Origin of the sequence: Sphingobium amiense, assembly GCF_003967075.1 — a bacterium.
In the GTDB taxonomy this organism is placed as follows: Bacteria; Pseudomonadota; Alphaproteobacteria; order Sphingomonadales; family Sphingomonadaceae; genus Sphingobium; species Sphingobium amiense.
Genome location: NZ_AP018664.1, coordinates 1,241,868 through 1,265,575, shown reverse-complemented (window position 1 = coordinate 1,265,575; position 23,708 = coordinate 1,241,868). Strand labels below are relative to the sequence as shown.

Sequence of the window (23,708 nt, the reverse complement as noted above, 5' to 3'; positions counted from 1 at the left end):
GATGGAACAGCACCCGGCAGGCTAGATCGCCGGCCCGGACGGCAGCCGGTGGTCGATCTCATCATCGGTAAGGCGTTCGAGCAGTTTCAAAGCGGAACCGCCGTCCGGTTCACAAATGACGATCGTGCGTTTGCCCCGGTCTTCCGGGGGCCACGCATCGGGATCGGCCTCGCCTGCAAGACCACGAAAATCAGCGTGCGTGCGCGACCAGATCAGTTCGAGCTTCTGCTCGCGGTTCATGCCCCGAGCGGCGGCTGTCTCATGGGCTATGATTGCCGCCCGCATCGCGTCGGGGCTATGGCGATCTCCAAGATTGCAATAACCGGTAAACCAGCGCTTGCGTCCGATCGTGATGGCGAAGAAGACCGAACCGACGAAACCGGCCTTGAGTTCAGACCAGGCGAACATCCCGGCGCGCATGAAGAGCGGCGGCAGTTCCCCGAGCATGGATTCGTAGGATTCGAGTTCAATCTCGAACCATGTATTCTCAAATGCCTTCCCCGAAATGCGATCCTCGAACGGGCAATCGGGAACGCGGTTGAACAGTTCGAACATCTGCTCGCGCGTCGCGACGCCGTCGAAAATCTTCCTGAATGGCAGAGCCTGGGTCATGGGACGATTCCTCATGGACATGGCGTGCCGCGGCGCGCGTGATGACGCGCCGGGCAGGCCGGAAAGAGAATGGGTTATTCGGCGGCGCTGAGAGCGGCCTCGTCGTCATTGTCCGCGAAGCTGGCCTCGACCAGATAATTGACAGCCTGCATCCGGATTGCCCGATCCTTGGGGATCAGCCAGGCGACATGCTCGCGGATCGCCTCGCGGACTCGTTCGAGGACCGCGGCATCTTCGCCGAGCAGCAACATGTTCGCGGTAAAGCGCGCCTGCATGTCGAATGCCGCCTGCTGGGTATGATAGCTGTCGGCATCACAATCGTCGACGTGGTAGAAGCAGGCGGCTTCGAGCAGCCAGGCGAGTTCGCTGGGTGTGATCGTACAGTCGGCGCTGAGCAGGATGGCGACGTTCTCCAATTCGGTCGAGCAGTCATCGGGAACGATCAGCACATCCGCAGGCAGCGAGAGGATTTCGGCAGGTTCCTCGGAAACGGCTGACGCCTGCATGGCGATTTCGAGTTCGATCGCGTCGACGCGCCCGGAGACCAGGACCTGCGACAGCTGCGTATCAGCCGCATAGTCGAAGACGTCGCCCTCGCCCCGGTCGACCCGGAAGGACCATCCGAGCACGCGCGGAAGTTGATCATACCAGGCGTATCCCGCGAAATCGTCGACGGGCTCGACCGGGGTCGCGCCGTGCAATTGTCCCGACGCGAGGGCGCGCGCGGCGCACTGCTCGATATGGGCCTGGTCGGTCGGCATCAGGATCATCGGTTCACCCGCCACCCGCTCGCCGAACATGGTGCTATCCGCTTCCGCGGTGCGCGGCGTCCAGGCCGAGAGCCAGGGCGCGGCTTCAGGGAGGAACACGCCGAGCGCCTTGGCCCGCAGCCAATGGGCATGGGACAGCCGATGGTGACCCTTGTGGGCGATAGTGCGGAAGATCGCCGCCTCGCAGGCCTCGTGCAACGCCTCGAGCGCGGGCCCCTGCACCATTTCCTTGCGTGCAGGTAGCACGAGTTGCAGGTGGCCTGCATCTATGATGTCGACCTTGGCATACCAGCCAGGATCTCCATCCCCGTCATGGATATGCGGCAGCCGGCAAGGCACCGTGAGACCATGGAAGTTGATCCGCGCCAATTCGCGTGGAACATGAATGGTGTCGCTGTAGATGCCGATGTTGCACCCGTTCCATTTCTCGACGCGCGCCGCACCGGCGAGGAAGCTTTCGTGGGGTTGCCTCTTGCCGTCGAGCCAGACCGGCACCGGGCAGAAGCGCGCGGCGTCCTTCACTGCCTGCTCGAGTGCGTTCACCCAGTCTTCGGCCATGTCGACCTCGATCTCGGTGCCCTTGTCGATGGCCGTCGGCGCAAGATCGAGCGGCATGCCGCTTTCCCAGGCGTCGGGGGTGATGGTCACCTGCCAGGCCGCGTCCAGTTCGGCCGCGTGGGAACGGACCGTGACATGGCGCCCCGCAAGGCTGAATACGCCCATGCCCGCTGGATCTTCGGATCGGGCGATCTTCTCATCCCAACCGGAGTCGCCCAGCGTCAGGAACTTGACCGGATCGGCGATGCCGCACCCGTCGTCACGAATACGCAGCACAGGCCCCCGATCGCTCTCGATCCGGGAAATATCGATCCGGGTGGCGCCAGCCCGGCGTGCGTTCTGGATGGCCTCGATGAGACACGCAGAGACCGATCCGTCAAAAAACCTTGTGATCCTTGTCAGCAGGGAATCTCCGACCGTGGTTTGGATAGTGGTGGGGAAAGTCATGTGAGTCTCCGGAAATGCAGCGATCTCATCGTCGCTCCCACATCCCGCCCCCTCCCCTTCATGGCGCAATTGCGCGGTCGAGACGCGGGAAGTCGACGGACTCCTGCGATCGAGGAATGGGCGAAAATGGGATCGGCTGACCGGGCAGTCAGGCGGCGATGCGCCGATAGACGGACTCTCCGTTGGAGAAGCTGCCCAGACGGACAAGCGTCGCGAACCGCTGCTCGAATTTTGGCCCGATCCGGTCGAACCATTGTTCTGCCAGCCCTTCCCGGCCGGCGTCGATGTCGTTCCGCAAAACCACCCAGTATGCGATGCAGCCACAATATTCCGAAATGCCGAAGCGGGCATAGCCGTTCATGGCGACAATCCGGTCTTCACGGTCGATCCAGCCGTCATGGGACCATGCCGAAGGATAGAGTGCGAGCACCTGCTCTCGAAAATCCGCGACGATGAAGTCCCAATCGTCCTGTGCGGCAAGTTCATCGAAATGGCGGGTGTCAGGATCGTCATCGTCCTCGATCCAGCCCGCGTCCCACTGTGCGAACGCGACATGCGCTCCGCTGGGATAGGATACCGAGCGCCCCATGATCAGTTCCCCTCGTCGGCAGACGGCCGCCATGCGGGCGGCTGGGCGGTGACTGGTTCGTCGGTCGGAGCACGATCGGGATCTTTCGGCACGGGTTCCGGCCTGATCGTGGGATGAGCAGGATCGGACCAGTCGATATGATCGATGATCCAGCCTGGCACGTAATCCCAATCGAAAGACAGATCGTAACTGTCGGCAACCACGCTCCACGCCGCCTCGACCGCGCTGGTCCAACCCACGACTGTCAACCGCAGGTCAGCTGTGCCGACCGCATTGCAGGTTCCGCAGATGGCCAGCGCCAAGGCGATGGCGCCCGGGTCTGAACTGGGATGATCGCGCAATGTCAGCACAGCCTCCCAGAGGCAGGCAGCGGTCTCAAGAGCGGATTCGACACTGGCCGTCGGCATGACGCGGCGTTGGGTTTCCGCAGCGGGCACGATCTCAGCCTGTGCGAAAACGCTGCGCGGCTGGACCGCAATCCGTGATGGCTCTGCGGGCCGGGAAGAGACGCCGGTTTTCATGCTGCGGCCTCCTCGGCCGCGGCATGGCGGGCATCGGCTTCCAGAGCGTCGAGGTCGATCGGCAACGGCTTGCCCGGTTTGTCGGTGATGACGACGACGGCGTCCGGCTGGTACATTTGGAGGCCGAGCCCAGCGATACGGATGCGGGCGACAGGCTCGCCGGACCGCACGCGCTCATGCCCCTGCCATTTCATTCGCACGGGGCGACCGTCGGCAGCTATCTCCACCGTTTTGAACACGTCATAGTCGCCCTTTGAATTAGCCGAATAAAAGGCCTGCTCCGTCTCACGGACTTCGTTGGGCTTGGCAGCACTTTGCTTGCCCTTGCGGGCTGCGATCATGCGCAGGTTCCATATCTCCTGAAGTTGTTCGGCCTGCTCGCGCGATGGATTGATCAGCGGTACTGTGCCCGGCTTACCCGCCCGGCGAGCCTTTCTCTCCGGCACGGTGTAGCCGCAAGCCTGCATCAGGTCGCGCCAGTCATCCTGGTTCAGTTCAAGAGAGGATGCCGACGCGATATGCGCCGGAAGCGGAACCGGGCTTTCGAGCCGGAAACGGCCCGCAGCGATCACGGTGCATTTGGGGCTTTCGGCGCCATGCTCGCGGGCAAAGGCCTGGATGATGACCGGGGTGAACTCGCCATCATAGCGAGGCACATCGCCCAGCATGGAACGCTCGAACGCGAGCCGGTGCAGGATGTGCTCGATCCAGCGGCGGCGGTTGGGGCCATTGACGGTGACCATTGCCCCGTCGATGCACTGTTGCCGTGCGTCGCCGGGCGCGATCTCGCCCTTGTCGACCTTGTAGTAGAGATCATAGCCCGACCAGAGTTCACGGGAATCCCTGTTGCGGAGCGCGTCGCGGATCTGTTCGTCGGTCGTGATTTCGTCCCAGATCGCCAGTGCCGTATGGGCTCTATTGATGCCGCGCTGAAAGTCTCGCAGCTCTGCCAGCAAAGTCTTGATCCGGTTGGCGCGGACGCGCGGGTCATTCTTCCTGCTGGCGTAATGCTCGGCGCTGCTGGCGCGGCCGAGCCAGTAGCCTGCCGCTTTTTCCGCCTTTACGGACGCCGTCATGGCCGAGTGCATGCGTTCCTGGGTCTTGCGCGCCCCACGTTCGCTATGATGGCCGACCAGGATCGGCTGGCCCATATAGAAGGCCTGCGACAGTTCGTCTGCGCGGCGTGCGAAGGCGTTGGATTGCGCATGGCGCTTGTCTGCAAGATCTTCGAGCCGTTCAGCTTTCATCGCGGCGCGCTCGGCCAGGGTCATCTCTTCCGCCTCGATCTCGCCAGCCAGTTTGATGGCCAGGTCCTCGCGTTGCGGAGTCCACCTGGGAGCGACGAAAAGCTCCTGCTTCGGAGCCCATTTGAATCCGGCCTCCTTGACCTGTGCATAGGTTTCCGCATCGAGGCGCGATGACGCGTAAATGCGGATCTTGTTGTCCTCTGGACTATAGGTTGCGGTAAAGCTGATCATCGATCGTCCTTTCGAGGGCCCCGCGGTCATCAGATTTCGGGGCGAAGCGGTGCATCTGTGTTCCCCGGAATCATGAAGCCCGGCGCGATGGCCGGGCTTCATGGAAAACAAGGAATGTCGGTGTCGGGGAGCTATTCGCGCAGGTCTCCGGCGGCGAGATCGCCAATCCAGGAGGCCCCCTCCTCGAAATCGGCGTCGTCATCTTCGACCAGGGCGGCGAGCGCGACAGCGCCCGTGCGGCCGAGCTGACCGAGACGCTGAATGGCGGCATAGGCAACCGGAGCGAGCTGCTCTGCGGTTGCGGTATCGATATCGGAAGTGGTCATGCAGAAATTCTCCAGATTGTAGAGGGCTGCGGTCGGAAACGACCCGCAAGGGGTCATGCGATCCGGCGCGTCCGACCAGTCGCACCAGGATTTCTAGGTGGCCGGCTCAACCGCCATTTCAGGCGAATTCGACGCCGACCTCATTCACCGCGGGTTTCCGCTAACGCTCATGGCAGGCATTCCGCCGTCATCTGCTTCGTGGCTCGGTGGTCCGCAGCATTGGCTGCATCGAGGCGGGCTATCCATTCCGGATCAATGCAGGCGCCCTCAACTGCCCAACAGCTGACGGATGCGGAGACGGGATCGCCATTGTCCTGTGGGACCATGAGGAGGCCGTCGGGATCGGCGCCCTCGACATCGTAATCGACAATGCGCACCGTGATCGGCCGGTCGGCGACGACACCCTGAACAAGACCGCCATCAAGCGTGATGACGATATTGGCTTCGAGAGGGAGCTGCTCGGCGCCATTGATCCGCATGCAAAGATCCTCGATCTCGTCCGGGTTCAGTGGTTCGTGTCGGCCGAGATTGCTGGCAATGTCAGGATCGGACCCACAGTGGCGTCGCTGGTGGTCGCGCAACGCGGCAAGCACGGTCGAGAGTTGCCGATCGTTAAGTGCGAGAACCGATATCCCCTGGAGTTCGGCCTTTTCGATCCACACATTGAAGCCTGCGGTTTCGGCGAGATCATCGGGGTCTATGTCGGCAATTTCGATGCTCTGTGCGGTGAGGTGGCGGAATTGCACGCCGACCAGCCCCAATTGCCAGCTGCTCGTATCGACTGGCGGCAAGCCCTCGGCATCGAGGTCGGCGCGGAGCTGGTTCACCATATCGGTCGCGGCGATCTGTGCTTCGTGTTCGCTGGCGTGATAGCTCGCGATCTTCGACGGTGCTGAGAAGTGCGTTCCGTTGGCGACGAAAATATCCATGTCGAATTCTCCGGGTAATGTGGATGCGGGATCGGTGCGCGCATCAGGCGGCGCAGCGGCCAGCGTCCTGACGAAGGCCGAGATCGAAGGCGGTGAGGTTGCCGTATTTCGGCTCGAGACGATCGAAAGCGGACGTCAGGTCGTCGATGTCGATCCAGGTGAAGGCGTCGCCGGGATCGGAGTCGAGCTGGAAGACGATGGGTGTGAAGGCCGCGGTCATCTCCGGGAAGCTGGCCTGGATGATCAAGGTTTCGATCCGGCGCCCGAGGGCGGCAATGCCGGAGGCGAACTCCGCTCGCTCGGCATGCGCCATCGTGAAATAGCGGTCGGGCGCCAGCAACGGTGCGATACGGACGCATGGGAGACGCCCGACATGTTGTGGCCCGGCAACCGTGCCGGTCAGTGCCCGGCGTTCGGCCGTGACCTTGTCGGCGGGGACCAGCGCGCGATAGGCATAGTGCGGCAGCGTCCCCGCGATGCGGGAACGGGTGACGATGATTTCCATGGTGACTGTCCTCAGGCGAAGAGCCGGGTCGCAGCGGCGTCCGGTTGGGGAAGATCGAGATCGCGGCGGATACGTTCAGCGAGCCTGGCAGGCTCGATCAGTTCCGCTACCGAAGCGAAATGGTTGCGGCCACCGACATAGTCCTTGGTCCCCGAGCAGGTGCGGAACATGACCTCGTAGCCCGGTCCCATGCAGCCCAGATCGAACTGGATATAGAGATGAGCGGCATGAATCGTAATTTCGCCCGAGCAGGCGATACCCGCCATGTTGGAACGCAACTCGAATTGCCCGCGTTCGAGACCGAGCGCCTTGGCGAGCCGCGTCATCGCCTTGCGGCCCTGTTTGTGAAAAATGGCCTTCGCGTCGCTGTCATAGTCGACGCCGCGTCGCGCCAGCGTCACCAGGATCGGCGTGCGTTCGACAGCGCCGACGGCTTCGACGCAAGCACGGCGCAACTCGGCCTGGGACGGACGGTTCTCGGTCGCAATGTTGCCGAGATGACGCGCCAGCAGCAGAACCGCCGGATCGCACTCCGCATCGACCTGGTTGCGATGGCACTCGTCGATTGCCTGGATCAGGACGTTCAGCCCTCCGGCAAGCGTGGTCAGCGCGGAAGGGTCGAGCGCCTGTTGAAAGCGAAACGCGGCGTCATAGGACATGAGGTTCTACTCCTGGGGCCTGGGCGCATCCACACGCCCGCCTCAATCTCTCCCCCCTCCCCCTCGATCAGACCGTCACCATTCGTAACAGGGGAGCCGATCGGTCGTGGAAGCATCACGGTCCAGGATCAGGTAGTTGCAGCCCAGTCCTCGCGCGAATGTCAGCGCATGGAAGAGATCAGCCGGTATTTCCGATTTATCCCCGAACGAGGACGGAGCCGTGGCTATGACCCAGCCATAATGGGTATCGGCTATGCTGACGGGACGGTGGCACGGATCGAGTGTAATCCATTCGTCGATCTTTTCCGTCGTCGGCCATGATATATGGCTGGAGGACAAGGCGATATAGTTCCCGATCTCGAGGCGTTCGGGATCATAGCCGAAGTCGGGATCGATCCATTCCATGCGGCTGGTCAGCTGGTCTTCGGGATGGAGGTTGAAATAGTCGCGTATCACCATGGCATCGTCGAGGGACCCCGGATCGCGGCTGTCGTTGATTTCGCCCCATTGTGAGCGGCAGAAGGTCGCGACCTGCACCTGCAGCCCTCGATAACTGACCGCGACGACATTGGTGGTTCCGTGGCCATGCCCGATCGTGGCGAGATAGACGGGAATGGACCAGGCCACGGGCGCCCGGTCGATCGATAAAATTGCGGTATCGAGGTCGGCGATGATCTCCGCAATGTCGGCGTCCCCTTCGGCATGGGAGGCCAGCGCAGCCCTGGCGCGCGCCAGCAAATCGAGGTGCATGGATCGCGGATGATCTTTCATCACAATCTCCTTCTTCATGGGTGATTGAATAATTGCGCGGAGATCGCGCCCGGTCGTGGTCGCGGGATCCGCAACGCCGGGGGACATCAGCGGCTTGGGCATGCCGATGGTCTTCTCGATTTCATTGTCGCAATGCCAGGCTCAGAAGAGGCTGAGCTGGCGTGGCGCGGCACGTTGTTCCGGGCGTTCCACTGTGGACGGCGGCAGAAGTATGTCCATCGGAACGGGATGATTCTCGATTGGACCGGTGGTTGCCATCAGCTCGGTATCGCGCCGTGCAAGTTTCGCCGACCATCCGCCCATGATGTGCGCTGGCGTATACCAGTAGCTGCGTATTTCGAGTGAAAGCGAGTTTCCGACGACCACCACGGCAGGAATGTGCAGGAGACTGAACTGGATATACGCCATGTGGGCGACCCGCGCGTCGATATCGACGGCGGTCACATGGAGGTGCCGCTGATAGTTGATGCCTTGCGCGCGCATGGTTTGTGCAAGGGCGATAACCGTTGCACCCGCGCCGCAGGCAGGTTCCATTGCGCGCACAAAACCTTTGCACGCTATCAGATCCTGGATCAGCTTCGGGCCCCCAAGCGTCGCCTCTGCCATCATTTGACATATGGGCCACGGCGTGAAGAATTGCCCCTTGTCGGCGCTCGATAGTTCAAGGTTGTTATACACCGTGCCGAGCGCATCGCGGGGTTCGGCCTCCAGCGCCATCATGATCTCCGCAAAGACCTGAGGAAAAAGCTCGACGATATCGCGCTCATACTGGCCGACGATATCGAGATAGCGCTTCTCGCGTGCTTCGCGGTTGCGCAGATCCATGCTGTTGGAGATGCTGATCGCACTCGCCTCCATGCAATCCGAAAACAGTCGGTGCAAATCATGGCAATAGGCGCAGGATCGCAACAGCCTGGTCACGTCTGCGACGTGGCGTTCGTGAGGAGTCATGATGATGTCCTGATTGACGGCCGCACGTCAGCGGCTCCAGGGGCCGGCAGACCCAGGTTCGCGAAGTGCATGGCGCACATCGAGAACGGGCAACGCGTTCGAGACGCACGCCACCATGCCAGACCGGGATGGCCGATATGGAACGGCGACGATGACGGTCGACCGATCAGGCGTCGATCAGGGTTTCGCACCGGCTTCGCGGCGACGAATGCACAGGCAACCGCGGCTCGAGGTGGTTCCGGACGAAACCGCTCGTGATCCCCAGCTCGCCGGATGCGACCCTGGCAAGCTGCTCCTCGAAACTGAGCTTGCGCATCGCGGCGGCTTCGCGTGCGGCCCTTGCCGCCTCGCGCCGGGTGTCCTGCCAATGCGCTTTCGCCTCGGCGAAGCCCATCGTGCCGAGGAGACGCCGGAACGCGTACATTTCCTGAGACGAGACCGGAGGCCAGGACGGATTGCGCACGGGCGTGCGGCGAACCCGGCCGGGCCGCCGGGGAGGCGGCAGGGCCTGACCCTCCGCGGCCAGTTCAGCGGCAAATGCATCGCGAAGATGATAGGCGGTCGAGGCGCCGATCACGAGTTCGCGCGCGGCTCGCTGGACGGGCATGCGATCGAGGAGCATCGCGCGCAGTAGCTCTTTCTGCTCATCGGTGACGAAGCGCGCGCTCTCGGCATGGACATGGCGGACCCCGGCGGCATCGCATCCGGGGAGCACTTCGCCCCTGCGGCGCAGGCGGCGGAAGAGCCGGGTCCTGATGCGTGTGCAGCTCGTCCGTGACACGCCGGTGTGCTCGGCGATCTTCTGGGTGCCAAGTCCCTGCAGGAAGAGTTGCTCGACCTGTTTGCGTTTCGCCGGCGACAGCCTGGCGCCGCTATAGGCCTGGCCGCCTCCGGGCGGTGGTAGCAGCGCCTTGCCGCGTGCAAGCAGTTCCCGATTATATCGGCGACGCTGCTCGGAAACGCAGGCCGCCGACACGCCGAGGCGCAACTGGATGTCGATGCCCTTGAGGCCCTTCTTCAGGGCATAGCGTAGGCGCTCGATACCTTCGACGGTCAGGCGACCATGCTGATCGCGCTCCGCGGGACGGTATCCACGCCGGACACACAGCGCCGTCGTAACCGCGTTGGAGGCGCTGGCCTCACAGACCCCGAAATGCTTGCCGATCGCGCTGAACGACCAGTTTTCGACCTCGCGCAGTCTGACGGCCTCATCGAGGGCTTCACCCTGAAGGCGCGATTTGGGCGCGGAGCTTCTATGGGCCGTCGTCAAGCCAAGCTTGTTGGCCTTGACCTGCAGGGCATGGACGCTGCGGCCTGGTAGCCGCGGCGCGATGCCATGTCCTTCGGCCGGATACCAGGCGCGCAGAATGGCGATTTCCTGCGCCGTCCATGGCGCGGATCTGGGAGTGGTCATGGGAAATGTCTCCGAAGAAGGGAGAGCCTGGTGGTCCGTGGTCCCTTCGGACACACTCGCCTGCTCCTCTCCCTGCTTCCCCCTCCACTCTTTATTGCCGTCCATGCCGTGGGCGACTTTCCTGGTTGTGTTCGCCGTCACCCTGATCGGTCAGCTCGTCGAGACGTCAGAAACAGGCTGATCCTCTTCAGCGAATCCAGGGCGCACGCAGGCGGCTGCCCTCGCGGAAGCGATCGGCGCCCAGGGTCGCAGCCAGGTCATCGCGGATGGCCGCGAAGGGCCGGACCACGTCGATCACGGTAGCTGGCTCCAGGATTTCGCCGTAGCGGGTTCCGATCCAGAGAAGGTCGCGATCATCATCGTCAACATCGTCGTCCTCCCGCTGGACGATCGCGAAATAGCTGTTCAGGGGCGCGTCCCATCCAATGGCGATGCTCAATGCGCCATGGGTGCTGGCCGCTTGCGCGAGCGGATCGAGTTCGTGCCGGCTCATGGTGCGTCCATTCCCTCATCCTCGGGTGGGCCGAGACGGTTTTGCATCGCCTGGCGAAACTGGCGCAGCATCTCGGCTTGCTCGGGGTATCGTTCCTCCCACTGGGCGCGAGGGATCAGGAAGCCGACATCGACCAGTTCGCGCCGGAGCGCCTCTGTCACGGTCTGCTTGACGGTTTCGGGAATGGCGAGGGGAAAGGACTGAAACTGGCACAACCAGGAGCAATCGTCGGGTTCCTGGTGCCGCCGGAAATGATCGGCGTCGAAGATGAGATCGGTCCGAACGACCGCATCATCCTTGACCGCGATCACGAATTGACCGCCGGCCGGGGTTCCGTTTCGCGCGGAGGCGATCATGCGTTCATGCCAGGTGTGCGCCGCGGCCAGCGCCACGCCATAGTGGGAGCCGTAGGCAGCGTGGAGGATCCAGCTGACGGGATGGCTGGCGGCACCGAAGTGGAAGGTGATTTCCATGCGGGTGACTCCTCGATTGGAGATGGGACAGAGGTTTGGCGAAGCGGGTTTTTCCGCGGCCAGTGTTCAACTATGCTGCGGGATCGTGGTGGGTTCGCCGGTGCGCTCATCCGCAGGCATACGGACAACGCTGAGAGATGCGCTTTGTCTATGATCGGCTCTCGTTGCCCGCCTGATTTTGACAATCTTTGCCAAATATGCCATATAGTCTCTTAGAGGTGTTCCCATGGCGACAATGAATGTTTCCCTCCCCGATGCGATGAAGGAATGGGTCGAAGGTCAGGCCGGGACAGGCAGATACAGCAATGCCAGCGATTATGTGCGCGACCTGATCCGTCGCGACCAGGAGCGGCGGGAGAAGATCGCAGCCATGCAGACCATGGTCGATGAGTCTCTCGCCTCCGGCATAAGTCCCAATTCCATCGATGACATGATGAAGGAAGCCCGGCGTCGCGCAGGCGTCGGTCATGGCCTATAGACTCACGCGTAACGCCGAAAAGGATCTCATCGGTATATATGTCGGCGGCGTCGGAGAATTAGGAGAAGCCGTCGCGGAAAAATATCAGGCCGGTTTGCATCGGGTTTTTGGATTTCTCTCCGACTTTCCCTATTCGGCAAGAGCGCGCGCGGAAATTTCACCACCGGTCCGGGCACATCCCTACAAGTCCCATATCGTCGTCTATATCATCGAAGGACAGGACATCCTGATCCTCGGCGTCCGTCATGGACGGGAAGACTGGCAGGCATCCGACCAGCTTTCCTGAAATTGCGTTCACGCCTGTGGAACAGGTCTCGCTCTATGACTGGTGCCGGTCAGGCCGCTTGCGGAACCTCAGCGCCTTCGTTGCTCGAAGGCGGTGCCAGGATTGCGTCCTCATCGTTCCCCGGCTCGAACTCCCCTTTGGTCGTCGCCAGGTCAGCCTCCAGTTCCGCGAGTTCCCGCAACTTGTCCTCGAGCAAGGCGGCGTCGGGAAACTCCTGGTCGAGACGCGCCTCGAAGGCCGGAAGGCGCCGCTCGTTCGCTTCGAGATCGGCCTGCACGGCGGCAAGTTCGGCGTCGAGATTGAGAATGGAGGATTCGAGCCGGCCCAGCGCCGTGGTCCATCGCGTCTTGTCGGATACTTCGAACGCGTTACGCTCGCCGTGGTGGAGTGCCGCGACAGACGTGCGGATGCCGCGCTCGCCATCGTCGTCCACGGCCTCATAGCCTGAAAGTTCCACATCGATGCCGTTGACGGTGCCGAGCAACTGCCGGGCCTGGCCGCCGTGCAGTCGCAATTCGAAGGCCTGCCTCAGAATGCGTTCGCCGGCGGCCTTGCGGTCGGTGACCATGGTGCCGCCGCAATCGAACAGGACCTCGTCGTGACGCGGAAGAACCCGGCGTGCGATATCGGCCTCCAGCTTCGCGATCAGGTTGGCGCCGTCGATGATGGCGTCCGCGGTTCGCTTGATGGTCCTGCGGATATTATACTGGTCGTCGATATGCGCGTCGCGCAGGCGTTCGAGCCTTGCGACCTCGGCATCGAGCCCAGCCTTGCGCATCAGGCGATCGTCGCCGGACGCCAGCGCCTTTGCGAGCGCGAACTGATTGACGTTGGAGCCGACATCCTCGATCCGGCGAATGGAGCGATCGCCCGACATCGCCATGTTGATGAAGCGGGCTTTTCTTTCGAGCATCTGCCAGTTGGTCGCGTCCATCGAGCCACTGGTCGCATAGCCGTATAGCTCGATTTCGTCGTTCTGGTTCCCCTGGCGCTCGATCCGGCCTTCGCGCTGCTCGATATCAGAGGGTATCCAGGGAACGTCGAGGTGATGCAGGGCTTTGAGGCGCTGCTGCGCGTTGACGCCCGTTCCCATGGTGGGCGTGGAGCCGATGAGAATGCGCTTGCGCCCCTGATTGAGGTCGTTGAACAGGCGCTGCTTGGCGCTGTTCTTCTTATAATGCTGCATGAAGGCGATCTGATCGGCCGGTATGCCCATCTCGATCAGCTGCTCGCGGATCCAGACATAGGCGGAGAAGCCGCGTGTCTCGATGGCGTTCTCGGTGCCGAGATCGGAGAAGATCATCTGCACGGCGCCGGGCAGCGGATAAGGTCGCCCGGTTTCCGGGTCGGTGTAACGATTGTCGGCCGTATCGCGCCAGATACGATGGACGTTCTCGATCAGGAGATTGAGCTTGTTGCCCTCCTCGTTCCCCATCATGGGGTCCACGAAGCGGAGATCGATCGCCGAATGCCGCCCGTCGGTGATCACCGAAAGCAGGATATCGTCGCCCTTCTGGGGTCGCCCGCTGCGGTTCTCGATCGCCTTGATGCGTCCGGCCAGCACCTTCTGATAGGCCTTGAAGGGCGCCCCGGACTGGGCGACGATGATCTTGCGCTTGCCACCCTTGATGGTGGGCAGCCGGACATATTGGCGCAAATCGTCCTTGAGTACGACATCGGCAACGCTGCGGTACATCGCCATCAGGTCGGCGACGTTGACGAATTCGCAGAAGCGCGTGACCGGCTTGTAGCTGCCGCTCGGCTGAAGTTCGAGTTCGGTGCGCGTGTCGCCGAAGTTCGCGGCCCAGGCGTCGAACTCGTGCAAGCCCTTGGCGTGCAGTTCGTCGGGCTGCATGAACCGCTGCAGCGTATACATCTCGCCGAGCGTGTTGGTGATGGGCGTGCCCGACGACAGGATCAGTTCGCGCCCGGGATTGATGTCGGCAAGGTATCGGCCCTTGACGAACAGATCCCATGCCCGCTGCGAGCCGGCGGGATCGACGCCCTTGAGGTCGCCCAGATTGGTCGCGAAAGTGAGTTTGCGGAACTGCTGGGCCTCGTCGACCAGAATCTGGTCGATGCCGATCTCGCCGATATGAACGAGGTCATCCTTGCGGGCCTGCAGGTTCTCTAGCCGCCGCTGGAGTCCTTCCTTCAGGCGCTCGACCCGCTTGCGCGAGACGCGATCGTCGCTCTGAATGCCCGTGATCAGCACCTCGTAGCTGGCGAGCTGGTCTTCGATCAGCTGCTTTTCGAAGGCTGCCGGGGTGGGGATGAACTTGAACGCATCATGGGTGATGATGATCGCGTCCCAGTTGCCGGTCGCCGCGCGGGCCAGGAACCGCCGCCGCTTCTCCTTGATGAAGTTGGTGTCGTCGGCGACAAGGATGCGCGCCGTGGGATAGAGCATCAGAAACTCGCGCGCGATCTGCGCGAGACAATGATTGGGCACCGCGATCATCGGCTTGTTGGCAAGGCCGAGACGGCGCTGCTCCATCACGGCGGCGCACAGGCTGAAGGTTTTGCCCGCGCCGACGCTATGAGCTACATAGGTCGAGCCCGCGGCGACGATCCGCCAGACAACGCGCTTCTGATGGTCGCGCATCTGGATGGTGGTCGACGCGCCCGGAAGCGTCAGATGCCTGCCGTTGAACGTCCGGGGAACGAGGTTGTTGTAGGCGTCGTTGTAGATGCGGACCAGGCGATCGGCGCGTTCGCTGTCTTGCCAGACCCAGGTCTCGAAGGTCGACTTGATGCCTGCAAGCTTTTCCTTGGCGGCTTCGGTGTCGGTGACGTTGAGCTCGCGGCGCTCCGAACCGTCAGCTTCGCGGTGAACATCGTAGATCTTGGGGATATGGGAATTGAGGGCATCTTCGAGCAGGTCCGCGGCGCCGCGGCGCGCCGTGCCCCAGGTCGAGGTGGAACTGACATGTCCGGCGAATGGGAGCTTGTCGACGGTCCAACTCGCAATATCGACGGTATGATAGATGGTGGTCTCGACCTCCATGATCTCCGCGACGAAGGTTTCGATGACCCTGGTAGGAATCCAGGGCGCGCCGAGACGCGCGGTGATCTCGCTGGGTTTGAGGTCGACCGGCTGGACCGCTTCGAGCGCGGTGGCGACGGCATGGAAGCGCGGATCGGCTTCGGCATTCTCGCGGGCAAGAGCGAGCTTGGTCCGCACCGGTCCTGACAGGGCTTCGTCCGCCGTAACCCAGTTGTCGAAATGGGGCGTGGTGCGGACGGGGTCGAGATAGACGTCGTCGGCGAGATCCGCGAGGGCCTCGGCCTCGGTGACGCCGAGCAGGCCGGCGATCAGCGGGAGATCGACGCGGCCGCGCTCGTGGAGCGACACCGCCAGCGCATCCTGCGCCGAGTGGATTTCATGGGCGACTGGCGGTTTGACGACACGTTCGGTGAAGATCGCGCCCGGCGTGCCGGTATCGCTCGCCTCGTCATAGGCCTCGATCGACGCGACCAGCCAGACGTCGGGATCGTCAAGGAAAGGCTGGAGGTTCGGGCGGCGCTGATATTCCTTCTCGGCGCCGGTGTCGGGATCGGCGCGGATGCTGGTGATGGTCCGGTTGATCGGGCCGTATTTCTTCGTGAACTGCCGATAGTGCGCGAGCAGCTTCTCCTGGGACGCCGCATAGGGCTGGTCGTTCAGCTGCGCCCGCAGGATCGCGCGAACCGCATCGCGGATCGGGATCAGCGCCTTGATGATACTGGCGTGCCTGCCGAACAGGCCCGTGGTGCCTCGCCCTGATTTGACATCGACGACGGTCGGCATGCCGTCGACGATCTGGTGCAGAACGCCGCCCGATACGAGATAGCTGCCTTCCTTGAACTCGGCCTCATCCGCCGCCGTACCGATCTCAAGGTCGAGCGAGACGTCGACCCGGTCACGCAGCGACGTCGTGCGATGGATGGGGCGGCAGGTGCCTTCGTATCGGGATGCGATTCCCGACAGGGTAGCGATGAGAGCCTGCCCAAGGTCGATGCCCGGCTCGGCGGCGCAGTGATAGTCCATGCCGAACTGGCCGCTTTTCCATTCATGGCGCCCAAGGACATGACCAGGATTGTCGAGGAAATAGCGGTTGATCCGCAGCGGTCCCTCGCCCTCGTCGCTATCGGGAATATCGGCCAGATCGATCCACTTGTGTCCGGCGCCGAGGTTGTCTGGCTCGCGCTTGCGGAAGAGTAGGATATCGACGACGACATCGGTGCCCGCTTCCTGCCGCATGACCCGGCCGGGAAGACGCACCGCGCCGAGGAAATCGGCGATGGTATCAATATGACTGCGGGCCTTGGGGTCGCTCTTGTCGAGCGAATAGCGCGAGGTCACGAACAGGGCGACGCCGCCGGGGCGAAGATGCTCCAGCGATTTCGCGATGAAGAAATCGTGGAGCGACAGGCCAAGCCGGCCGAGGCTGGTCTTGTTCTGGATGCTGAGGTTCGAGAACGGGGGATTGCCGATGGCGAGGTCGAAGTCGCGCGGCAGCGAAGCCTTGTCGAAATCGATGCAGCGGATGATCTGCCCCGGATAGAGCGCGCTCGCGACGCGGGCGGTGACGGGATCGTTCTCGATGCCGACGAACATCGTGTCGCTCGCCAGCCAGTCGGGCCGCAGCCCCATGAACAGGCCGCTGCCGCATCCGGGTTCCAGAACCTGGCCGCCGGTGAAGCCGAGGATGCGGGCGGCATCCCACATGGCGCGGACAATATATTCGGGCGTGTAATGGGCGTATTGCGTCGCCCGCTTGAGCGACTGGAGTTCGGCATCGGTCGTCTCCGCGGCAAGGCCCTGCCCCAGTTCCTCCCAGCCATCGCGGAATGTGCCCGCGCGATCGGCGAAGATATTGTTCGCAAGCTCGGAGGCGCCGAAGCCGATGAACTTCGCGATGGCTTCCTGCTCGGCCGGCGTCGCCCCTCGTTGTTCGCGGTCCAAGAGGTTCAGCAGCCGGATCGCCTCGATATTGTCCTGCGCGCGGCCCTTCCATGACGACGCCAGCACCCGACCGGCGGCGAAGGAGAAATCGATGGGTTCGGCCGGAGGCGGATCGGCAAGCACCTCCGCCGGTGCCAGCGAGAAGAGCGTGGGCTCGCAAAGCTGGGAGACGATCGCTGCATCGGGCGCTGGATCGGGCGGTCTGGCGGGCTGGTCGAAGTCGAGGCATAGCTGGAGAGCCAGCGCGGATGCACTGTTTCGCATGGAATGCTTCCTTTTTTGGTGGGTTCGCGGGCGCAGCGCGGCGGCCCACAAGCGTGTCGGGCTGGTCGGGGATCAGGGCGTGATGGGAAGCCCCGGGTCGGGCGTCGTTTCAGGCGTCAGGTCAGCCGAGACGAAGCGACGCGGCATATTGGCGCAGCAGATCGGCTATCGCGGTCCGGGCATGCGCCTTGTTGCCGATCACGATCTCGGGCTGGAGTTCGCGGCCGAGCGGCGTGCGGTATCCGAGCGCCAACCTGCCGCTCATGTCCTCGACGATGATCCGGTGGCCGCGGGGCCGCGCCGGACCGGCATAGCGCGCGGTGAAATCCCCGAGGCGGCCCGACAGCCCGGCGGCCATCTTGCTCCAGCGGATATGGCCACCGGCAAATTGATCGCCGGGCGCTCGGCCTCGTGCGAGCCAGAGGCGGAACTGGGCTCGCTGTTGCAGCGCCGAATTGCGCGTGCGCTCCATTGTTCGGGTGAGCGGGAGGATATCGGCGTCCGCATCGAGCCGTTCGAGTTCAGTGGGGTCCACGACGACGAGAATATCGGAATAGTCGCCTTGGCGCAGAGTCTGGCGCGTCACCGTCGCGTCGGCAGGCGTAGGCCCGGACGAGAGCGAAAAGGGGCGGAGCCCGGTTTCGGCGCTAACGGCATAAAGCGCGATAGCTTCGTGTCCGGGTCGTTCGCGTAGCATGGCCAGGATGCCGATTGTGCCCGTCGCGAGTTCAGTCGCGCCGAGCAGAAGGACGCGGCGATGCCAGGATGCCGGTGCCGGGACGTCGGTGGGGTGCGACCACTCGCTGGGGAGCGGCCGTCCCGGCTGCGCATTCTCGGTGCGATTGGGCTCGGAGGGTGTGGCAGCGAAAGCTCGACGGGCGACGTCGAAAATGTCGTCTGGTTGGCCGCCGCCATCCAGAAATCCGTGGCGGTAGGCAGGTCGTCGGACATCGGGATCCCCCGGTCGTGGCGGCGACGGCGGCCTGGATTCCCATCCCGCCCGGGCAGCGTAGAGTCCGTCGGCGTAGGCGACGGCAGCATCCCAGCCATAGCCATGGACGTCACGGCCGTGGAGGATCGCGGGGTTTCGGCTGTCGGTGCTGCCCTGGGCGATCTGGCGCTCGATGCAGGCAAAGTTCGCGGCCACGCGCTGGCGCTCGGTTTCCTGGGCGATCGCTTCGTTGAGGGGACGAAGCGCCTGAACCCGCTCGCGGGAACGCGCCATGCGGGCGTCGAGGGGCGCATCGTTCGGCAGGTCGGGGAAACGGCGCCAGGCATCGGCCAACGCATGGGCGTGATGAGCCGGACGGCCGCGCGCCATCCAGCATCCCGCATCGGCGGGATCGAAACTGTCGGTCATGACGATCTCCGGCCTGGAATGTCAGCGGCTGGCGAGAAGCAGGTCGAGCGCGCGCGCGAACACCGCGTCGCCGGCGTCGTTGACGATGACCGCGGCGGGATTGGTGGCGCACACGGCGCGGGCGACGATCGCGAGCGGCCGCTTGCGCAGCGGATATTGCAGGATTTGATCGTTTTCGATCGTGACGATGTTGGTGCGTAAAAGGCGCTTTAGGCGCCGGGACTCGAGTTCGCGCGCGAGAAGGTCGGCTACCTCGATCTCGAGATCATGGTCGCAGCCGAGATTTTCATCCAGGGTGCGCACCGGCCGGTTGGCCTTGAGCCAGGCATCGACCTCGGCCACGGTCCACCGGCCAACCTGGTGATAGAAGTCCGCTCCGCCCGTTCCCTGGTTTCGGGCATGAAAGGCGAGTTCGCCTTCGATCCAGACTTCCGCCGAGAAAGCCGCGGTTTCCTGCGATAGCGCGGCGCTGTAGGAGATACGCCGTAGTTCGATTTGCATGGGGATTCTCCAGACTGCTCCATCATGCGGAGCACCCTCCCCTGTTCCCTCTCCCCCTTTCTAGGCGCAGCCCGGACTGTCGCCCGCGCCGCAAGGCCGGTATTCGGCATCGTAAGAGCAGCTGTTCTCGAATTCGGGATCGTCGGTTTCATCGACCAGATAGCCGGTGACCTCTTCAGCCGGCTCCGCCTCCAGCACACCAGCGGCGTTCGGAAGGAGACGAACGGGGAATATCCCGCGTCCGACGATCGCGTCAGCCTGCCGCATGGCGTCCGCATGATCATCGGCGGTCACCGCGACCTTGACTCTGATCGTCGTATAGACATGGACATGAAACCCTCTCATGCCGGGAGCTCCGACCAGCCACCGGCGTCGCTGATCCAAACCATTCCGAGCGCCCGGAGCGGCATTTCCATGCAATCACTGGTCTCAGCGAGGGGATCGCGCACGAACACGCTGCCGCGGTCGTTGGCACGCTGCGGGGCGCGTCCGCCGAGCACCATCAAATCGTTGGCCCCACCCGGCATGGGGACGATATCCCCCGGCCTGACCTTGGCGGCCAGCACCCGGCCAATGGTATAATGAAGGGTCCAGCCCCTCTGGGAAAGTGACGCCATGTTTGGTCTCCTTGTGTGAATTTGCGAAGGCGCGATTCTCCCGCCGCTCCGCCGGACTGGCGTGCGGTTCCGGCCGGTGCAGGCCGACTGACACGGGGTGATGCGGGTAGGTTCAGTCGCCGCGCGGCAACGGGATCGGGACGGCCTGACCGCTGGCGAGGTTGAGGAATGCGCCGGCGTGACCGATGGAGCCGCGTCCGAGAAGGTCGAACAACAACGCCAGGGCATGGCTCGCAACGACGCGGTTGACGAACAGCGACTGGCGTTCAAGCGCTTCGGCGACCGAGCAGGAAGGGGCATCGTCGTCGGGCAGGTTTTCGTCGGCGAGTTCGGGAAAATATTCGAGCACGGTCGGCAGGCGATGGCGGTGCTTGTTGGAACGGTGCTCCGGGGAGCCTATGAGGTATTGCCCGTCGCTCGCGCGATTGCCGAGATCCATCCAATAGGCGGGAACGGTCCCGCATTCGGCGAGCGCGGCACCGATCGCGCGGCGGGCCGATGCCGTGTCGACACAGGTGATGACGATGTCGGCGCCATCCATACTAATGGCTTCAGGGGCGCGGCCGTGCACTGCCTGCCAGGCCAGGCCGTGTGCGAGGTTGATCCGTTCGGTGAGCGTGCGGGCCTTGGAACTGCCGACGTCGCCCCGGTAATATGGCTGCCTGCCGAGATTGGCTTCGGTCACGATGTCGTCGTCAATCACGGCGACATGCAGCGATCGCGAGGAGATCGCGCGCAGCGCGGTGTCGAGCGAGGCGAGTCCCATCAGCATCTGCCCGCCGTTTCCGCCGCAACCGACCAGCAGGATGTTGATCGTGCGATTATCGAACCCGGCGGGCAGATAATGACGATCCGTGAGGTCAGTCGGCATGACGGTCTCCTGAAAACGGGCTCCGTGGTAACGGCAGGAACATGCCGTCGGCGCAAAGGCGCGCGAGCATCACCGGGCCGCCGGGGTCACCGAGCCAGCCGACGACGATCGCGATCTTCGTCGCATGGGCGTCATCGGCATCGTCGGTGGTGCTGAAGAAGGCGGGACCGACCCCGTGGCTGTGAAAATCGCAGAGGACATGCCAATCGGGCTGCGGGACCGGCGTGCGGTAGACGAGGCGCGAGGGCGTGGCTTCGTCGATGACCGGAAACTCCACTGCGAATTCCCGGGTCGCTTCGTTCCAGAGAACAAACGCCGCGGCTTCATTGGGCAAGGCTGCGCGAAAATGATCGAGAATATGATCGAGATGCTCGCGTGGAATGAGCCCGCAGCGCAGTTCGGCGCGGCAGGCGCCCGTGCTGCCATAGGGCACGTGGAGGGAAAGCGGCGTCGTGATCGGGAAATCGAGTTCCAGCCAGGGCCGGCGCAGGACGAGCATGACGCCGTCTATCCCGATCGCAAGGCCGCGCCCGGCGCGGGCAGCGCGCAGCGCGTCGAGGGCCGGCGATCGCCCCTGCGGCGGAACCGGATAACAGGGCACGGCGGCAAGGACCGCGGCCGCAGTGGGATCGTCAGCAAGCACGGTCATTGGTTCGCCCCTCTCGCAATGAGCTTTCCGAGAGTCATCGGATCGGTCCGGGTTGCTCGCCGGGAGGCCTGTCGTGTCCGACCGGGATCGAATGGCCTGAGACGCCTGACCGGAAAGCGCTTCGCCTTGCGCGCGGCGAGGTCGTCCCAGAGCCGAACCAGACCACCTTTGCCGGTGATGGTCAGTTCCTGTCCGGGATTGGGGTGGGTGGACCAGCTATCGAACACCCCGCGCTCGAATTCCGGGATGGAGGCTGTCGTCAGCGTTTTTGGCTTCGGAATGTTGCCCCAGCAAAGTTGCCCGTCGAGATAGACATTGAGCACCGGCGAGTGCAGCACCGGGGTATCGATGCCGGGGCGTTCGTTTGCCGGCAAGGCGTAAACGCCGAACCCCGATCGGGTCGCGATGAACAGATGCGGCGGATACGGGACCGGCATAGTGGTTCGCGCGGCGAGCACCTGCAGGCCGGCGGGCGGATCCGTGAGAGCGAAATAGGCCGGGCGAACCTGGGTCGGGATCCACCATGCGAGCATGTCGGGATGAGCGACCAGCACATTGTCAGGCAGGAATTCGGGAAGAGCGGTCCGGCCCAGGGCCTCGGTCCATTGACGCAGATGCGCGCGCGACAGCGATGTGCCCGCGCCGATGATCGGCTTTCCCTCATCGTCATGCTCGATCGCATGGATGCTGGCGAATGCGGCGGCGCCCGCGCGAGCGGTGGCATAGGGACTGGCGTTGCGGATCGGCTGGCTGCGGTAAAGGAGAATGGCGTTGGTCAGCGCGAGGCCGCCGGCGGTCGCTTCGAACTGGGTGCGGTGGTCGGACATAAGGAACCTCAAAGGTTGGCTGGATCGAGCTGGATCAGGTCCTGCGCGGCGAGCAGGAACCGCGCGCCGACACGCAAGGACGCGAACCAGTCGTCGATCGGGACTGAATCTGGCAAAGGGCAGAAGCCGGCGATGTCCATGAAGCCGTATTCCATCCCGTGGCGTCCGACGTCATCGACCTCGCGTGCGAACTGCTCGACCGGAACGAGCGTCAGCGGGGGCAATGTCGAGCATTCCTCGATGCCGGGGAGATACTCTTGGGCAATCTCGATATCGAATTGCCAGGCGCTGCGCTCCGGTCGGAGTTTCCCGAGAGCGGCGTACGCCTTGCGGAGTTCCTCCAGTTTCCGGTGTAAGCCGTTCGGAAGTTCCGCCGATGCCCCCGCGTTTGCCGCGATCATCCAATCGGGTCGGCGAGACTCCATGTTGGATGGCAGAGTGAGTTCCTCGATATCGTCAGGATCCATGCCCTGATATTCGACGATCCACTGCCGCGCGGTTTCATCATCGGTCGCGCCGTCCCAATAGTACATAGAGATTTCATCGAAGAGGTCCTGGTAGCCGAAGATCGGAAGGGCGCGGCCCAGCATATCGTCGAGGGCCTTGTAGGCTGCGGCGCGCCAGGGAATGGGCGCATCGCTGTCTTCGATCCATCCGAGGTCGAGTTGCCCCATGCTGTCGCAGATCACCGCGATAGCCGGCGGATAACCTTCGTTCCCGTGAAGAACCGCGACCCTGAAGTCCGCGAATTCGACGGAGCCCAGAATGTCGAGCACCGCCTTGTCGAACAGTCGTTCGATGCGCTGGCGCGCCTGGTCGCGAGTATAGCGTTTAGCCGTCGTTTCCCGAGACGTGGCCCAGCGGCCTATCAGCTTGTGATGGGACGCCAGTGGAGCATCGAAGAGGGCGGGAATGTCGCCGGACAGTGCAACGGCCCGCCCCGCGAGGTCAGCCGAGGGGTGGAAGGCGCAGGCCCGGTGGCGGCGGGAGCGGCCTGGGAGCCTTGCTCCCGCCGTCCCCGGACGCGAGAAGGATGCACGCGTGGAGCGCCTGGGTTTGCTCGCTGCAGATTGGCTGGGTGAATTCGGATGTGTCGCCATTGCCGGGCTCGATCCATTCGATGAGCGTTTTACGAACTGCGGACGGGATCGCCGCGCTGCTGCCGCGCGCCACGGTCAGCCCTTGGTGCCGACGGCGCGCCGGTATTCGGTGACGTGAGCGCCGCCCGACACGCCGGCGTCGACCATCTCGGCGTTGAGAACCGCGGGGTAGAGCGTGGCATGGTAGGCACGCAGACCGTCGGGATCGTTGGCGAGATGCGGCGGAACCGGAAGGTCGATGCCGTCATAGCGGTACGCGCGGGTGAGATGGTTGATCTGCATGAGGTAAAACTCCCGGCTTGGGTCGTGGC

General features: G+C 63.5%; 26 protein-coding genes. 2 read left to right on the top strand and 24 right to left on the bottom strand.

All coding sequences use genetic code 11. From position 1 onward, the window contains the following. Positions 1 to 21: 21 nt before the first annotated feature. The 14 genes from SAMIE_RS06050 to SAMIE_RS05985 all read right to left on the bottom strand — a co-directional run bounded on the left by SAMIE_RS06050 (position 22) and on the right by SAMIE_RS05985 (position 11,496). Entirely contained in the window at positions 22 to 612 is a 591-nt protein-coding gene (locus tag SAMIE_RS06050; protein ID WP_013846887.1) for a DUF1419 domain-containing protein, read from the bottom strand. Between the two features lie 74 nt (positions 613 to 686). Then, the gene (locus tag SAMIE_RS06045; protein ID WP_232037381.1) at positions 687 to 2,216 is read right to left on the bottom strand and encodes an ATP-binding protein; all 1,530 of its coding nucleotides are present in this window, start codon (positions 2,214 to 2,216) and stop codon (positions 687 to 689) included. Between the two features lie 319 nt (positions 2,217 to 2,535). Next, on the bottom strand, positions 2,536 to 2,976 hold the full coding sequence (locus tag SAMIE_RS06040; protein WP_013846889.1) for a hypothetical protein: 441 nt from the start codon (positions 2,974 to 2,976) through the stop codon (positions 2,536 to 2,538). Positions 2,977 to 2,978: 2 nt separating this feature from the next. Beyond that, positions 2,979 to 3,497: a hypothetical protein gene (locus tag SAMIE_RS23550; RefSeq protein WP_013846890.1), complete on the bottom strand. Its 519-nt coding sequence runs from the start codon at positions 3,495 to 3,497 to the stop codon at positions 2,979 to 2,981. Then, a complete protein-coding gene (locus SAMIE_RS06030; protein WP_013846891.1) occupies positions 3,494 to 4,975 on the bottom strand; it encodes a DUF3560 domain-containing protein in 1,482 nt (493 codons plus the stop codon). The genes SAMIE_RS23550 and SAMIE_RS06030 overlap by 4 nt, the downstream gene beginning before the upstream one ends. 131 nt (positions 4,976 to 5,106) lie before the next feature. After that, on the bottom strand, positions 5,107 to 5,301 hold the full coding sequence (locus tag SAMIE_RS06025; protein WP_013846892.1) for a hypothetical protein: 195 nt from the start codon (positions 5,299 to 5,301) through the stop codon (positions 5,107 to 5,109). Between the two features lie 167 nt (positions 5,302 to 5,468). After that, positions 5,469 to 6,230 (bottom strand): hypothetical protein, encoded by a 762-nt coding sequence (locus SAMIE_RS23540; RefSeq protein ID WP_013846893.1) that lies wholly within the window; start codon positions 6,228 to 6,230, stop codon positions 5,469 to 5,471. A 43-nt stretch (positions 6,231 to 6,273) separates the two neighbouring features. Then, a complete protein-coding gene (locus SAMIE_RS06015) occupies positions 6,274 to 6,735 on the bottom strand; it encodes a hypothetical protein (RefSeq protein ID WP_013846894.1) in 462 nt (153 codons plus the stop codon). A gap of 11 nt (positions 6,736 to 6,746) precedes the next feature. Then, on the bottom strand, positions 6,747 to 7,394 hold the full coding sequence (locus SAMIE_RS06010) for a hypothetical protein (protein WP_013846895.1): 648 nt from the start codon (positions 7,392 to 7,394) through the stop codon (positions 6,747 to 6,749). Positions 7,395 to 7,469: 75 nt separating this feature from the next. Then, positions 7,470 to 8,165, bottom strand: a complete 696-nt coding sequence (locus tag SAMIE_RS06005; protein WP_013846896.1) for a DUF5983 family protein — start codon at positions 8,163 to 8,165, stop codon at positions 7,470 to 7,472. A gap of 141 nt (positions 8,166 to 8,306) precedes the next feature. Beyond that, positions 8,307 to 9,023: a DNA methyltransferase family protein gene (locus tag SAMIE_RS06000; protein ID WP_119034653.1), complete on the bottom strand. Its 717-nt coding sequence runs from the start codon at positions 9,021 to 9,023 to the stop codon at positions 8,307 to 8,309. Positions 9,024 to 9,282: 259 nt separating this feature from the next. Then, positions 9,283 to 10,530 (bottom strand): hypothetical protein, encoded by a 1,248-nt coding sequence (locus SAMIE_RS05995; RefSeq protein WP_013846898.1) that lies wholly within the window; start codon positions 10,528 to 10,530, stop codon positions 9,283 to 9,285. A 187-nt stretch (positions 10,531 to 10,717) separates the two neighbouring features. Then, positions 10,718 to 11,023 carry a hypothetical protein gene (locus SAMIE_RS05990; RefSeq protein ID WP_013846899.1) on the bottom strand — a complete coding sequence of 102 codons (306 nt, stop codon included), beginning with the start codon at positions 11,021 to 11,023 and terminating at the stop codon, positions 10,718 to 10,720. Further along, positions 11,020 to 11,496, bottom strand: coding sequence for a hypothetical protein (locus tag SAMIE_RS05985; RefSeq protein WP_013846900.1), 477 nt, complete (start codon positions 11,494 to 11,496; stop codon positions 11,020 to 11,022). The genes SAMIE_RS05990 and SAMIE_RS05985 overlap by 4 nt, the downstream gene beginning before the upstream one ends. Before the next feature lie 226 nt (positions 11,497 to 11,722). Between SAMIE_RS05985 and SAMIE_RS05980 the strand changes: the two genes are divergently transcribed. Next, positions 11,723 to 11,974 carry a type II toxin-antitoxin system ParD family antitoxin gene (locus SAMIE_RS05980; RefSeq protein ID WP_013846901.1) on the top strand — a complete coding sequence of 84 codons (252 nt, stop codon included), beginning with the start codon at positions 11,723 to 11,725 and terminating at the stop codon, positions 11,972 to 11,974. Beyond that, complete coding sequence (locus SAMIE_RS05975) at positions 11,964 to 12,260, top strand: type II toxin-antitoxin system RelE/ParE family toxin (RefSeq protein WP_013846902.1); 297 nt, start codon at positions 11,964 to 11,966, stop codon at positions 12,258 to 12,260. Before SAMIE_RS05980 ends, SAMIE_RS05975 begins: the two co-directional genes overlap by 11 nt. Before the next feature lie 49 nt (positions 12,261 to 12,309). Here SAMIE_RS05975 and SAMIE_RS05970 read toward each other — a convergent pair whose 3' ends face one another. The 10 genes from SAMIE_RS05970 to SAMIE_RS05920 form a co-directional block, all read right to left on the bottom strand. Next, the gene (locus tag SAMIE_RS05970; RefSeq protein ID WP_066699141.1) at positions 12,310 to 17,472 is read right to left on the bottom strand and encodes a lactate dehydrogenase; all 5,163 of its coding nucleotides are present in this window, start codon (positions 17,470 to 17,472) and stop codon (positions 12,310 to 12,312) included. A gap of 121 nt (positions 17,473 to 17,593) precedes the next feature. Further along, complete coding sequence (locus SAMIE_RS05965) at positions 17,594 to 18,832, bottom strand: hypothetical protein (RefSeq protein WP_013846904.1); 1,239 nt, start codon at positions 18,830 to 18,832, stop codon at positions 17,594 to 17,596. Positions 18,833 to 18,853: 21 nt separating this feature from the next. Continuing rightward, on the bottom strand, positions 18,854 to 19,333 hold the full coding sequence (locus SAMIE_RS05960) for a hypothetical protein (RefSeq protein ID WP_013846905.1): 480 nt from the start codon (positions 19,331 to 19,333) through the stop codon (positions 18,854 to 18,856). Between the two features lie 60 nt (positions 19,334 to 19,393). Further along, complete coding sequence (locus SAMIE_RS05955) at positions 19,394 to 19,678, bottom strand: hypothetical protein (protein ID WP_013846906.1); 285 nt, start codon at positions 19,676 to 19,678, stop codon at positions 19,394 to 19,396. Next, complete coding sequence (locus SAMIE_RS05950) at positions 19,675 to 19,950, bottom strand: hypothetical protein (RefSeq protein ID WP_013846907.1); 276 nt, start codon at positions 19,948 to 19,950, stop codon at positions 19,675 to 19,677. The genes SAMIE_RS05955 and SAMIE_RS05950 overlap by 4 nt, the downstream gene beginning before the upstream one ends. A gap of 112 nt (positions 19,951 to 20,062) precedes the next feature. Continuing rightward, positions 20,063 to 20,821, bottom strand: coding sequence for a PRTRC system ThiF family protein (locus SAMIE_RS05945; protein ID WP_013846908.1), 759 nt, complete (start codon positions 20,819 to 20,821; stop codon positions 20,063 to 20,065). Beyond that, complete coding sequence (locus tag SAMIE_RS05940; RefSeq protein ID WP_013846909.1) at positions 20,811 to 21,470, bottom strand: PRTRC system protein A; 660 nt, start codon at positions 21,468 to 21,470, stop codon at positions 20,811 to 20,813. Before SAMIE_RS05940 ends, SAMIE_RS05945 begins: the two co-directional genes overlap by 11 nt. After that, positions 21,467 to 22,297, bottom strand: coding sequence for a PRTRC system protein B (locus tag SAMIE_RS05935; protein WP_013846910.1), 831 nt, complete (start codon positions 22,295 to 22,297; stop codon positions 21,467 to 21,469). Before SAMIE_RS05935 ends, SAMIE_RS05940 begins: the two co-directional genes overlap by 4 nt. A gap of 8 nt (positions 22,298 to 22,305) precedes the next feature. Beyond that, the gene (locus tag SAMIE_RS05930) at positions 22,306 to 23,397 is read right to left on the bottom strand and encodes a hypothetical protein (protein ID WP_013846911.1); all 1,092 of its coding nucleotides are present in this window, start codon (positions 23,395 to 23,397) and stop codon (positions 22,306 to 22,308) included. A gap of 75 nt (positions 23,398 to 23,472) precedes the next feature. Next, complete coding sequence (locus tag SAMIE_RS05920; protein ID WP_013846912.1) at positions 23,473 to 23,679, bottom strand: PRTRC system protein C; 207 nt, start codon at positions 23,677 to 23,679, stop codon at positions 23,473 to 23,475. Between the last annotated feature and the right edge of the window lie 29 nt (positions 23,680 to 23,708).

Bases quoted from the DNA above. Each gene is read 5' to 3' on its own strand.
- SAMIE_RS06050 (WP_013846887.1), bottom strand. From the start codon at position 612: ATGACCCAGGCTCTGCCATTCAGGAAGATTTTCGACGGCGTCGCGACG.
- SAMIE_RS06040 (WP_013846889.1), bottom strand. From the start codon at position 2,976: ATGGGGCGCTCGGTATCCTATCCCAGCGGAGCGCATGTCGCGTTCGCA.
- SAMIE_RS23550 (WP_013846890.1), bottom strand. From the start codon at position 3,497: ATGAAAACCGGCGTCTCTTCCCGGCCCGCAGAGCCATCACGGATTGCG.
- SAMIE_RS06030 (WP_013846891.1), bottom strand. From the start codon at position 4,975: ATGATCAGCTTTACCGCAACCTATAGTCCAGAGGACAACAAGATCCGC.
- SAMIE_RS06025 (WP_013846892.1), bottom strand. From the start codon at position 5,301: ATGACCACTTCCGATATCGATACCGCAACCGCAGAGCAGCTCGCTCCG.
- SAMIE_RS23540 (WP_013846893.1), bottom strand. From the start codon at position 6,230: ATGGATATTTTCGTCGCCAACGGAACGCACTTCTCAGCACCGTCGAAG.
- SAMIE_RS06015 (WP_013846894.1), bottom strand. From the start codon at position 6,735: ATGGAAATCATCGTCACCCGTTCCCGCATCGCGGGGACGCTGCCGCAC.
- SAMIE_RS06010 (WP_013846895.1), bottom strand. From the start codon at position 7,394: ATGTCCTATGACGCCGCGTTTCGCTTTCAACAGGCGCTCGACCCTTCC.
- SAMIE_RS06005 (WP_013846896.1), bottom strand. From the start codon at position 8,165: ATGAAAGATCATCCGCGATCCATGCACCTCGATTTGCTGGCGCGCGCC.
- SAMIE_RS06000 (WP_119034653.1), bottom strand. From the start codon at position 9,023: ATGGAGGCGAGTGCGATCAGCATCTCCAACAGCATGGATCTGCGCAAC.
- SAMIE_RS05995 (WP_013846898.1), bottom strand. From the start codon at position 10,530: ATGACCACTCCCAGATCCGCGCCATGGACGGCGCAGGAAATCGCCATT.
- SAMIE_RS05990 (WP_013846899.1), bottom strand. From the start codon at position 11,023: ATGAGCCGGCACGAACTCGATCCGCTCGCGCAAGCGGCCAGCACCCAT.
- SAMIE_RS05985 (WP_013846900.1), bottom strand. From the start codon at position 11,496: ATGGAAATCACCTTCCACTTCGGTGCCGCCAGCCATCCCGTCAGCTGG.
- SAMIE_RS05980 (WP_013846901.1), top strand. From the start codon at position 11,723: ATGGCGACAATGAATGTTTCCCTCCCCGATGCGATGAAGGAATGGGTC.
- SAMIE_RS05975 (WP_013846902.1), top strand. From the start codon at position 11,964: ATGGCCTATAGACTCACGCGTAACGCCGAAAAGGATCTCATCGGTATA.
- SAMIE_RS05970 (WP_066699141.1), bottom strand. From the start codon at position 17,472: ATGCGAAACAGTGCATCCGCGCTGGCTCTCCAGCTATGCCTCGACTTC.
- SAMIE_RS05965 (WP_013846904.1), bottom strand. From the start codon at position 18,832: ATGACCGACAGTTTCGATCCCGCCGATGCGGGATGCTGGATGGCGCGC.
- SAMIE_RS05960 (WP_013846905.1), bottom strand. From the start codon at position 19,333: ATGCAAATCGAACTACGGCGTATCTCCTACAGCGCCGCGCTATCGCAG.
- SAMIE_RS05955 (WP_013846906.1), bottom strand. From the start codon at position 19,678: ATGAGAGGGTTTCATGTCCATGTCTATACGACGATCAGAGTCAAGGTC.
- SAMIE_RS05950 (WP_013846907.1), bottom strand. From the start codon at position 19,950: ATGGCGTCACTTTCCCAGAGGGGCTGGACCCTTCATTATACCATTGGC.
- SAMIE_RS05945 (WP_013846908.1), bottom strand. From the start codon at position 20,821: ATGCCGACTGACCTCACGGATCGTCATTATCTGCCCGCCGGGTTCGAT.
- SAMIE_RS05940 (WP_013846909.1), bottom strand. From the start codon at position 21,470: ATGACCGTGCTTGCTGACGATCCCACTGCGGCCGCGGTCCTTGCCGCC.
- SAMIE_RS05935 (WP_013846910.1), bottom strand. From the start codon at position 22,297: ATGTCCGACCACCGCACCCAGTTCGAAGCGACCGCCGGCGGCCTCGCG.
- SAMIE_RS05930 (WP_013846911.1), bottom strand. From the start codon at position 23,397: ATGGCGACACATCCGAATTCACCCAGCCAATCTGCAGCGAGCAAACCC.
- SAMIE_RS05920 (WP_013846912.1), bottom strand. From the start codon at position 23,679: ATGCAGATCAACCATCTCACCCGCGCGTACCGCTATGACGGCATCGAC.